Raw genomic sequence first — 11,194 nt, 5'->3', positions numbered from 1 at the left:
TCACCTCGCGTTGCGCGTCCCGTTGTTCACTCATGTTTTCACGGATATGAGCCGACATTGAACTGCCCTTTAAAAGATTTACCCATTGCATCAACGGGACGGAACGAGTTTAACTCAAAATCGTCAAAGATCGCAGTTCAAACCCGCTACATATCACCAAGTGAAATCGTCTGGAATCTTGAAGTCGGCATAGGGATCGTCGGCATCGACTTGCGTCGTGGTCTGCTTGACCTGGATGACGCTGGCCGGATCGCGCTCGGCAATCTTTTCGCCGATGACCTTGGGCACCAATTCGTAGTTCCCGTTCAGGAAGACGATCACCAGCCGGCCCGCCACCAGGTGCTGCTGCACCTGTTCGGATACATAGATGCGCTCGATCTTGCTGCCATGGGTGAAGTTGTAGGCAATATCGCCTTTGCCGCTCTTCGCGCGCGGCTGGCGGTTCTGCTGCACCAACTGGGCGATCTGCGCCCTGACCGCCTTCTGGGCGGCGGCCGCGTCGCGCTGCGCGTTCAGTTCGCGTGCCCGCTCGGCATTCTGGCGCTGCATCTCCAGCGCGGCCTCGCGCGATTCATTGACCGATTCGGCGCCGGTGCGGCGCTCGATTTTCTTCTGCTTGCTTTTGTCCTGGTTGACCTTCTGGACCTTTTTCTTGTCCACCAGGCCGGCTTTCAGCAACTGCTCCTGCAGCGACACCATCTCGTACTCCTTGCAAAGGCTGGCCGGCACGGCGCCGGCCGGCGCGAAGCCGCTAGCATAGCAAACCGTTTCCCTGTCAGGATCCTTTACATGGAGACCCACGGCCACTTTTCCTGCATCCGCTTTATTTGTTAAATCAATACCTTGCAGGCATGGCACAGTTCCTGCTGGTTGCTCTCTATCCAATGAATTGCGACAAGGAGGCACTGCATGATGAAGAAGCTGATACTGGCCCTGGCGTTTGCAGCGGCGATATCGACGGCGCAGGCGGCGGTCGTGGTCGAGGAAAATTTCGAGAAGGTCGAGGCGCTGGCTGGCCAGGGATGGCTGTTCCAGACCCGCAGCATCCCGAACGGGGCATCGTCGGGATGGACCCAGGGCCTGGCCGCGATCTTCGAAGCCCATACCGCCCCTTCCGACGCGTATATCGCCTCGTCGTTCGAGCTCGTCCCGGAAGGCAGTTTCGTGGACGACCGCCTGTTCACGCCGGCATTCTCGGTTGCGCATGGCGCAAGCGCGACCTTCTACCTGCGTGGCGAGCAGTTCGAGGATTTTTTCGACCTGCTCAGCTTCGGCTTCACCAATGGCAGCGGCACCGAGCTCGAGGATTTCATCCTGGTCCAGACGATCATCGTGCCGACCGACGACTGGACCGCGTTCACCATCACCCTCGGCGCGCAGGGCCCGGGCGCCATGGCCCGGCTGGGATTTCGCCACTTCGGTCCCTACGATACCGCCAACATCGTTGCCCTCGACACGCTGCGGATCGAGATACCGGATGCCGGCGCCATCCCTGAACCCGCCACCCTGCTGATCATGGGACTTGGCCTGGCGGGCCTGCCGCTGGCACGCCGCCGGTACTGAATCGTGCATACATCCTTGCCTGAAACGGGATGGTTCATTGACCGGGAATTAACATAACGTTGTATTTATCACGCATAAAGCGCCAAAGTATGGACATGCCGTAAGGAAACACCATACTCGTCAATATGAATCTGCCTGCCGGCCACAAGCGGCAAGGCGCATCGCCACTTTTCTTATTGACGAGTATGCCCATGAAGCTTGAACAGATGAAGCTCCGCAGCCTGTTGACACTCGGCTTCGGCACCGTGCTGGTACTGATGCTGGTACTGACAGGTATCACCCTTTCCACCATGCACAGCGTCAATGAAATGACGCATGCGCTCACCCGCGAAGGCATCCGCAAATCCAACCTGCTGCAGGAATGGAAATCGGTCATCGAGGTCAACGCGGCGCGCACGATCGCGGTGGCCAAGCTCAGCGACCCGGACGCCGAAAAATTCTTCCTGGACGCCGTCGCCAAATCCTCGGAGCGCGCCAATGAACTGCAACGCCAGGTGCAGGAAGCGGTGGCAAGCGACCCCGAAGGGCAGCGCCTGTTCGCGCAAATCGTGGCCAGCCGCGAAGCCTACCGCAAGGCCCGCGCCGAGGCTTTCCGCCAGAAAAAGGAAGGGCAGCAGGAATCGGCGGCGCGCTTCTTCGAGGCCGAGATGATGCCAAGGATAAAAGCCTATGTCGGCAGCCTGGAGGCCATGGTCGCCTACCAGCAGCGCGCCGTGGCTGCCCAGGGCGAGGAGATCGACGCCTACGTCGTCTTCAGCCGCCGGCTGCAGTTGGCGCTGAGCGCCGCCGCGGTCCTCGCTGGCCTGGCCTTCGCCTGGCTGATCACGCGCGCCATCGCGGCGCCGCTGCAGCGCGCGCTCGGCATCGCACAGACCGTGGCGCGCGGCGACCTCGGTGGAAGGATCGAGGTGGACGCGCGCAACGAAACCGGGCAGCTGATCGGCGCCCTGCGCGACATGCGCGACAGCCTGCGCGACATCGTGGGCGAAGTGCGGCGCGGCACCGACACCATCGCGTCCGCCTCGCACCAGATCTCGGGCGGCAACCTGGAACTGTCGGCCCGCACCGAGCAGCAGGCCAGTTCGCTGGAGGAAACCGCGTCGTCGATGGAAGAAATCACGGCGACCGTACGCCAGAACGCGGACAACGCGCAGCAGGCCAACGCACTGGCACGCGCGGCGTCCGACAGCGCGGCACGCGGCGGCGACACGGTGGCCGACGTGGTGCGCACCATGTTCGACATCAGCAGCGCTTCGCAAAAGATCGGCGAGATCGTCGGCGTCATCGACGGCATCGCCTTCCAGACCAATATCCTGGCGCTGAACGCCGCAGTGGAAGCGGCGCGCGCCGGCGAACAGGGCCGCGGCTTCGCGGTGGTGGCGTCGGAAGTGCGCGCGCTGGCCCAGCGCTCGGCCACGGCCGCCAAGGAGATCAAAGGACTGATCGCGGACTCGGCCGGCAAGGTCGAGCAAGGCAGCCGCCTGGTGTCTCAGGCTGGCAGCACCATGGAGGAAATCGTGGCCGGCATCGCCGGCGTGTCCGCCATCATGGCGGAAATTGCCGCAGCCAGCGGCGAACAGACGCTCGGGATCGAACAGATCAACGGGGCGGTCGCGCAGATGGACCAGGTTACACAGGAAAATGCCGCGCTGGTCGAGGAAGCGGCGGCCGCGTCCGACGCGCTGCGCGAACAGGCCGAAGTCCTGCAGCAGCTGGTGGGCAGTTTCAAACTCGGCGGCAGCGAGGCCCTGGGCGCGCCGGTCAAGGATGCCGGCCTGCCGCAACGCATCGGGCAGGCCAGGCCGGCCCTGGCCGCGTAAATCGGCCCTGGGCCGCGCTGGAACCGCTTCGGTGAAGCGGGGAACGCGGGTGGATCAGTAGCCGCGGCCGGTGGTGCCGGTGGTGCCGGTGGTGCCGGTGGTGCCAGTGGTGCCGGTGGTGCCGGTACCCATGCTGCCACTGGTGCCGGTGCCCATCGAGCCGCTCGCACCCGACGAGCCGCTGGATTCCCAGTTGCTGCTACCGGTCGAACCGCTCGAACCCGACGAGCCGCTGGTCGAGCTACGGGTTTCCGGCTCGCTCGAGCGGCCGGTGCTGGTGCGGCCGGCTTCCACACCCGAGCTGCCGGTGCCCATCGCACCGCTCGAGCCGCTCATGCCGCTCGATCCGCTCATGCCCGATGCGCTGGAACCGCTCTGGCTGGAGCCGCTCATGCTGCTGCCCGAATGCTTCTTGTGCTTCTTGTCGTGCTTCTTCTGCCAGCTGTCGGTGGCGCCAGCCGACGAGCTGCCGCTGCTCTGGTCATTCATGCTGCCGCTCTGGCCGCTGGTGCTGGTGCTGGTGCTGGTGCCGGTGCTGGCGGTGCTGCCCGACTGGCCGGCGGTGCCGGTCGATTGTGCATGCACGGTGGTGGCGCCGAACATGGCAGCGGCAACGGATACGCCCAGCAGGCCTTTCAGTAGCTTGTTCAGTTTCATGTCGATCTCCTCAATTTGTCTTCGGGGCTGAATGCTCAACAATATCAACAAGATATTGATATTGATTAGGGCTCCGAGTGTAGAGAGGGGTTTTCGAGGAAGGCGCACGGTAGCCTTCCGGAAAATCGGTGGCGCGTGCTAGCGCGGCGCCGGCGCAGCGCCGGATCCCGCCGCCTGTGCCGACAGCGTGCCCAGCCTGGTGTACAGCGCCAGCACGTTGCTCTTGTCGTCCGGATAGACGCGGTTCGACAGGAAGACATAGAAACTTCCCGAGCGCGGATCGACCCACAGGATGCAACCGGTAAAGCCGGTATGGCCATAGGAGCCGACCGGGTACAGGGTTCCGCGCGGGCGCTGGGCATAGGGCGAATCGATGTCCATGCCCATCGCACGCAAGGCCAGGCCAGGCGGTGACTGCGCACGCGTGAGCAGGCGAATGCTGTCCCGGCTCAATATGCGTCTGCCTTCGAGTTCACCGCCCGCGAGCAGCATGCGGCCGAAGCGGGCCACGTCGCGCACGGTCGAGAACACGCCGGCGGAGCCGCCCACGCCCCCCATGCGGCGCACGGTCGGGTCGTGCACCACACCGGCCAGCAGCTGGCCGGGCGCCAGGTCGCCATGCAGGGCCGCATCGCTCCCTTCCCTGCCGCGCTGGGTCGGCGCGATGCGCGCGGCCGCCATCCGTTCCAGCGGACGATAGCTGCTGTCCCGCATGCCGAGCGGCCCGAAGATGCGCTCCTGGGCGAAGCGCTCGAGCGGCTGGCCGGAGGCCTGCTCGACGAGCCGGCCCAGCAGGATGTAGTTGATGTCGGAGTAGCGGAACAGGCTTCCCGGCGCATGCGTCACGGCCTGGCCACAGGCCAGCTGGTGGGCGGCCTGCCTGCCTTCCCAGGCCGGAGTGGCCGGCAGGCCCGCCGACAGGCCGGACGAATGGGTCAGCAGGTGGCGCAGGGTGATCGCGTCCTTGCCGCCGTTGGCGCATTCGGGGAAATAGCGCGCCAGCGGCGCTTCCAGGTCGAGCTTACCCTCCTCGGCCAGCATCAGCACCGCGGGCGCCGTCACCAGCACTTTCGACAGCGAGGCGACATCGAATACCGTGTCCAGCCCGACCGCCCCGGCGCCCTCCTCATGCGTGAAGCGCCCGTACGCCTGTTCGTACACCACCCCCGCGCGTTCCAGGTGGAACACGGCGCCGGGCAGGCGGCTGGCGGCGATGTCGTCAAGGATGGCGCGGTCGATTTCCGCCAGCCGCACCGCATCCAGGCTTGCCGTGCTACCCACCGGCAGGCGGGCGCAGCCGGCGGCCAGCAGCGTCAGGCAGAGTGTGGTGAGCAGGGCTCTCCGGCGGCGCGGCGGGGTCGGGAATCGGGACATGGGCAAGAAGAAGATCGTCGCTGGCGTATGCACTGATCATAAGGACGGCTCCGCCATGGGTCAATCTTTACAGCACGGCAATTTCTCACCTGCGGAACACGTGAAAAAACGCATCGGCGTATCATGCACGGATGATCCCATTCTCGATACTCGACCTCGCGCCCATCACCGAAGGCAGCGACGCGGCAACCTCTTTCCAACGTTCACTCGACCTCGCCCGGCATGGCGAGCGCTGGGGCTACCAGCGTTTCTGGCTGGCCGAACACCACGGCATGCCCGGCATCGCCAGCGCCGCGACCGCGGTCCTGATCGGGCATGTAGCGGCCGGCACCTCGACGATCCGGGTCGGCGCCGGCGGCATCATGCTGCCCAACCACGCTCCGCTCGTCATTGCCGAGCAGTTCGGCACCCTGGCTTCCCTGTTCCCGGGACGTATCGACCTCGGCCTTGGCCGGGCGCCCGGTTCCGACCATACCACCGCGCGCGCGCTGCGCCGCAACCTGGAATCAAGCGCCGACGCATTCCCGCAGGACGTGGTCGAGCTGCTCGATTATTTCGCCGATGCGCCGCGCCGCCCGGTACGCGCGGTGCCGGGCGCGGGCCTGGATGTGCCGGTCTGGATCCTCGGCTCGAGCCTGTTCGGCGCCCAGCTGGCGGCGGCGCTCGGCCTGCCGTATGCCTTCGCCTCGCACTTCGCGCCACAGATGATGCTGCAGGCGATCGACATCTACCGCTCGACCTTCCGGCCGTCGAAGCAGCTCGACAAGCCCTACGTCATGCTCGGCTATAACGTGTTCGCGGCCGACACCGATGAAGAAGCGCAGCTGCTGGCCAGCTCGATGCAGCAGGCCTTCGTCAACCTGCGCGCCGGCCAGCCGACCAGGCTGCAGCCGCCGGTGCCGGGCTACCTGGAACGCCTGGGCACGGCCGAGCGCATGATGCTCGACAGCGTGCTGTCCTGCACCGCGATCGGTTCCCCGGCGACGGTGGAAAGCCAGCTGCGCAGCTTCATCGCGCGTACCCGCCCGGACGAGCTGATGATCACCTCGCAGGTATTCGACCACGCGGCGCGCCTGCGCGCCTACGAGATCACGGCCGAGATCAATCGCAAGGGCTGACCCGCCGCGGCGGCTCAGGCATCGCCGGTGCCCGCCTGCAGCATGTCGATCAGGGCGCGCGTCGAGCGCACCCTGCCCATGCGCGGGAAAATCTTGCTGACGGCGAAGCGGTGCGCCTCGGCATCGAAGCTGCTCATCGCGTCTTCCGCGAACACCAGCCGGTAATTGCGGTCGAAGGCCGCGCGCGCGGTCGACTCGACGCCGAAATTCGTGGCGATGCCGCCCAGCACCAGGGTATCGATGCGGCGCCGGCGCAGCAGCTGGTCCAGCTCGGTGCCATAGAAGGCGCCCCACTGGCGCTTGACGACCACGATGTCGGTCGCCTCCACGTCGGCCATGGCGCTCAGTTCCGACGCATCGTAGGCTGGCGCGGCCGCGCCCGGCGAACGCATCGGCGCGTCGGCCAGCGGCGCCGGCAGCTCGCCCACCAGCACCCGCACGTACACGATCATCGCACCGCGGGTGCGCATTTCCTGCGCCAGCAGCACGCAGTTGCCGACCGTTTGCTCGGCGCTGTAGGGCGCGAGTTCGCGCTGGACGTTACTGTTCTGCAGGTCGATCAGGACCAGGGCCGTGCGCGCCAGGTCCAGGGATGGTTCGTTCATGGTGTCCTCCTGCGCGCAGTATTGACGATTCGCGCCATCTTCGGCGCACACCGCTACAATGCCCCGACCGATTCTTCCTGGAGCAAGCATGCATCGTCGCCAGTTCATCCGTCTTTCCTCGCTCGCCGCTTCCGGCTCCCTGCTGTCCGGTTGCGCCGCCCTGGCCCGGCTCGGCACCGTCCCGCTGATCGAACGCCAGCTGCCCGCCGACTTCAGCGGCGTCGCCGCCGTGCGCCAGGATGCGCGCTCGACGCTCGTGGTCCAGGCCCGCGGCCAGGCCCTGCGCGAGGAAAACCAGCCGATCACCAGGGACACCCGCTTCCTGGTCGGCTCGATCACGAAGTGGATCACCGCCGTCACCGTACTGCGCCTGGCCGACATGGGCACGCTCGCGCTCGACGCGCCGATCGCGCGCCACCTGCCGGAGCTGCCGGCCGCGAATGGCGCGGTGACGCTGCGCCAGCTGATGTCGAACCGCAGCGGCATCCCGAATGGCCTGGCCGAAGCCCTGAAAAAGGACCGGGCGGTCGAGAAGCTCGAGATCGGGCCGGTCGAAGCCGCCCTGCGCTTCGGCGCGGGCGCCCCGGTCGCGCGGCCCGGCGAGCAGTGGGAGTATTCATACACGAACTGGATCCTGGTGGCGGCCGTCGTCGAGCGTGCGCGCAGGGAACCGTTTACGGAGACCGTGGAAGAACTGGTGCTGGCCCCCACGGGCGTGCGCGACACCAGCTTCGCCGCCACCGGCTACGAGGACGAAGTGGGCATGGCGGTGGCCTACAGCGCCAGCGGCCAGCGCAAGATCCCGGCGGTGCCGCCGATGGTGGCCGCCAGCGGTACCCTGTACAGCACGGCCGCCGACCTGGTGAAGATCGCCGACGCCGTCTATCGCACGCCGCTGCTGTCGGAAGGCGCGCGCAAGGCGCTGTCCACCGTGGTGGTGGCGCAGGAAGACTATGCGCTGGGCGGCAAGGTCAAAACCCTCGCCACGAAACAAGGCGCCCGCTCCCTGGCCTGGGAAGCGGGCGCCATTGGCGGCTACAAGACGCTGCTCGCCTACGATCCGGCCGACGGGCGGGCCGTGGTCCTGCTGAACAATACCGACATGCAGCAGGCGGAGCAGGCGAAGATCGCGCTGGCCCTGTTTGACGACATGTAGGATGGGCGGTCAAGCCGCCCATCCTACAAGCGCCATCTAGCCGCGCTTCGCGCTTACTGCACAGGCTTGCCGTCGGCGTCGATCTTGCGGACTTCGCCGATGTTCAGCGCACGGATGCCCGCTTCCACCTTGCTCATGTCGCCGATCACGACCCACACCAGGCGGTCCGGCGTGAAGCTGCGGGCCGCCAGCGCATTGGCCTGCGCCGGGCTCAAGGAAGTCGCCTTCTGCGTATAGGTGTTGTAGTAGTCGTCCGGCAGGCCGTACTGCACGATGTTGGTGTAGGCACTGGTCAGCTGGCCGGCCGTTTCGAAGCCGCCCGGCAGGCCCAGCGTCCTGTTGTCGACCGCGCCCTTCAGCTCTTCCGCCGTGATCGGCTTGCCGCTCACGATATCGCGGTACTCGCGCACCAGTTCCTGCAGCGATTCACGGGTCTTGTCGGTCTGCACCGGCGAAACGCTCATGAACGGACGCTGGCCCAGGGCCGCTTGCAGGTTGCTGCGCACGCCGTACGACCAGTGCTTGTTTTCGCGCAGGTTCATGTTGATGCGCGAATTGAAGGTGCCACCAAAGACGTCGTTGACGATTTCCAGCGGCAGCGCATCCGGATCGTTGCGCGGCGTGGACAGCTGGGCGCCCACGATCACGCTCTGCGGCGCGCCCGGACGGTCGACCAGGTAGACCACGCTCTTCTCCGGCGCGGCGACCTTGGTCAGGACCTTCTTCGGCACCTCGCCGGCACGCCAGGACGCGAAGGCCTTCTCCAGCATCGGCTTGACTTCGGCCAGGGTGGTGTCGCCCACCACCAGCAGGGTGGCGTTGTTCGGCTTGAACCAGGTGGCGTGGTACTTCGCCAGGTCGTCGCGGGTCATGCGCTTGACCGCTTCCTCGGTGCCGGTGCCGGTGAATGGCTTGGCGTAAGGATGGTTTTGGCCGTACAGGATGCTCGGCACGATGCGCGCGGCGAGCGACTCCGGCACGGTCTTCTCGCGGGCGATCGCGGCCAGGCGGTCCTTCTGCAGGCGCTCGAACTCGTTCTGCGGGAAGGACGGGTTCAGGATCAGGTCCGAGTACAGGTTCAGCGCCTGTGGCAGCGTGGCCTTCAGGGCGTTCATGTACACGATGCCGCTGTCCAGGTTGGCGCTGGCGCCGAACTGGGCGCCCATGCCTTCGAAGGCTTCGCCGATTTCCAGCGACTTGCGGGTCTTGGTGCCTTCTTCCAGCATGCGCATGGCGAGGCTGGCCACGCCCGGCTTGTCGTTCGCGTCCGAGGCGTAGCCGCTGTCGACCAGCAGCTGGAAGTTGACCACCGGCGCTTCATGGCGCTCGGCCAGCACGACCTTCAGGCCGTTCGACAGCGTGGTCTTCTGCATTTCCGGAAGCTTCAGGGCCATCGGCTTGCCGAGTGCCGGCTCCTTGCTGCGGTCCACGCCCGGCTTGGAAGCAAGCAGGCCGGTCGGGAACGGATCGACCTGCACGACCAGGTCACCGTCGCTCAGCCAGTCGTTCATGGCCTTCCTCACGGACGCCGGCGTGGCGTCCTTGACGCGCTGCAGGTAGCCCTTGTAGCAGTCCGGATTGCCGGTGTAGGTCTGGCACGCGGCCAGCAGGTCGCTCTTGCCGCCAAAGCCGCCCACGCGTTCCATCATGCGGGTGTACTGGGCCAGGATCGTGGTCTTGGCCAGGCGCAGTTCTTCCTCGGTCGGGCCGTTCTTCAACAGGGCTTTCAGCTCTTCGTCGGCGATGCGCTCCATCTTGGCGACGTCTGCGCCCGGACGCGCGGTCAGCATCATGCTGAACAGGCCGCCGATTTCCGAACCGTTGTTGCCGCCGACGGCGCTGGTGGCGATCTGGTCCTTGTACACCAGACGCTTGTACAGGCGCGAGGTCTTGCCGCCGCCCAGCACCTGGCCGCCCAGCTCGAGCAGCGCTTCTTCCGGGGTATTCACGCCCGGCACGTTCCAGGTGCGGTAGATGCGCGATTGCGGCACGGGCTCTTGCATGGTGACGCGGCGGGTGCCGGTGCGCTTGGCGATCCAGGCTTCATGCTTGACCAGCGGCGGACCCGGAGGAATGTGGCCGTAGTACTGCTCGACCTTCTGGCGCGCCAGTTCCGGGGTGATGTCGCCGGACAGCACCAGCACGGTGTTGTTCGGGCCGTAGTTCTTCTTGAACCACTCCTGCACGTCGGTCATCGAGGCGGCGTCCAGGTCTTCCATCTTGCCGATCACGGTCCAGGAATACGGGTGGCCGACCGGGTAGGAGTTGGCGAGCAGTTGCTCATAGACCTTGCCGTAGGGCTGGTTCTCGCCCTGGCGCTTTTCGTTCTGCACGACACCGCGCTGCAGGTCGAGCGTCTTCTTGTCGACGGTGCCGAGCAGGTGGCCCATGCGGTCGCTTTCCGCGAACAGCGCATAGTCCAGCATCGAGGTCGGCACGTTCTGGAAGTAGTTGGTGCGGTCCTGGTTGGTGGTGCCGTTCAGGTTGGTCGCACCGACGCTCTGCATCGCGCTCAGGTAGGTCTTCTTGAAGTTGTCGCTGCCGCCGAACATCAGGTGTTCGAACAGGTGGGCGAAGCCGGTCTTGCCCGGCTTTTCGTTCTTGGACCCGACGTGGTACCAGGTGTTGATCGCCACCACCGGCGTCTTGTGGTCTTCGTGGACCAGCACCGTCAGCCCGTTCTTCAGGGTGAACTTGGTGTACTTGACGTCAGGGATGGGGATGTCGGGTGTGCTGGCCGAAGACTTGGCCGGGGCCGCGCTTGCGGCGGATACGCCAGTGGCGAGCGCGAGCGCTACGGCCATCTGGAGAGTACGACGAACGGATACTGCCATGCTGCCTCCAAAGGATCATCCTGGTCAGGATGGAAAACGGCAAATGCCGCAAACCGGCCACGCCAGT

At 65.8% G+C, this 11,194-nt stretch carries 9 protein-coding genes; 4 read left to right on the top strand and 5 right to left on the bottom strand.

Annotation, left to right across the window (positions count from 1 at the left end):
- Positions 1-153: 153 nt before the first annotated feature.
- On the bottom strand, positions 154-699 hold the full coding sequence (locus tag LCI23_RS13370) for a DUF2058 domain-containing protein (protein ID WP_224946946.1): 546 nt from the start codon (positions 697-699) through the stop codon (positions 154-156).
- 210 nt (positions 700-909) lie between these two features.
- Here LCI23_RS13370 and LCI23_RS13365 point away from each other — a divergent pair, with 210 nt between their 5' ends.
- Both LCI23_RS13365 and LCI23_RS20595 read left to right on the top strand, forming a co-directional pair.
- Positions 910-1,563, top strand: a complete 654-nt coding sequence (locus tag LCI23_RS13365) for a choice-of-anchor J family PEP-CTERM protein (protein ID WP_224946944.1) — start codon at positions 910-912, stop codon at positions 1,561-1,563.
- Positions 1,564-1,754: 191 nt separating this feature from the next.
- Complete coding sequence (locus LCI23_RS20595; RefSeq protein WP_268824749.1) at positions 1,755-3,383, top strand: methyl-accepting chemotaxis protein; 1,629 nt, start codon at positions 1,755-1,757, stop codon at positions 3,381-3,383.
- Between the two features lie 54 nt (positions 3,384-3,437).
- Here LCI23_RS20595 and LCI23_RS13350 read toward each other — a convergent pair whose 3' ends face one another.
- Together LCI23_RS13350 and LCI23_RS13345 are read right to left on the bottom strand one after the other, a co-directional pair.
- Complete coding sequence (locus LCI23_RS13350; protein WP_224946943.1) at positions 3,438-4,040, bottom strand: hypothetical protein; 603 nt, start codon at positions 4,038-4,040, stop codon at positions 3,438-3,440.
- A 138-nt stretch (positions 4,041-4,178) separates the two neighbouring features.
- A complete protein-coding gene (locus LCI23_RS13345) occupies positions 4,179-5,414 on the bottom strand; it encodes a serine hydrolase (RefSeq protein ID WP_224946945.1) in 1,236 nt (411 codons plus the stop codon).
- A gap of 131 nt (positions 5,415-5,545) precedes the next feature.
- Here LCI23_RS13345 and LCI23_RS13340 point away from each other — a divergent pair, with 131 nt between their 5' ends.
- A complete protein-coding gene (locus LCI23_RS13340; RefSeq protein WP_224946942.1) occupies positions 5,546-6,532 on the top strand; it encodes an LLM class flavin-dependent oxidoreductase in 987 nt (328 codons plus the stop codon).
- Positions 6,533-6,546: 14 nt separating this feature from the next.
- Here the strand turns inward: LCI23_RS13340 and LCI23_RS13335 are convergent, their stop codons facing one another.
- Positions 6,547-7,137, bottom strand: a complete 591-nt coding sequence (locus LCI23_RS13335; protein ID WP_224946941.1) for an isochorismatase family protein — start codon at positions 7,135-7,137, stop codon at positions 6,547-6,549.
- Between the two features lie 88 nt (positions 7,138-7,225).
- Between LCI23_RS13335 and LCI23_RS13330 the strand changes: the two genes are divergently transcribed.
- Complete coding sequence (locus LCI23_RS13330; protein WP_224946940.1) at positions 7,226-8,293, top strand: serine hydrolase; 1,068 nt, start codon at positions 7,226-7,228, stop codon at positions 8,291-8,293.
- 53 nt (positions 8,294-8,346) lie between these two features.
- On the opposite strand, the gene LCI23_RS13325 is transcribed toward LCI23_RS13330, so the two are convergent.
- Entirely contained in the window at positions 8,347-11,127 is a 2,781-nt protein-coding gene (locus LCI23_RS13325; protein WP_224946939.1) for a pitrilysin family protein, read from the bottom strand.
- Between the last annotated feature and the right edge of the window lie 67 nt (positions 11,128-11,194).

Origin of the sequence: Massilia sp. MS-15, assembly GCF_020176695.1 — a bacterium.
Taxonomy (GTDB): domain Bacteria; phylum Pseudomonadota; class Gammaproteobacteria; order Burkholderiales; family Burkholderiaceae_D; genus Telluria; species Telluria hydrophila.
Note: the sequence above shows the minus strand (reverse complement) of the source record. Positions and strands in the feature narration are given on the sequence as shown.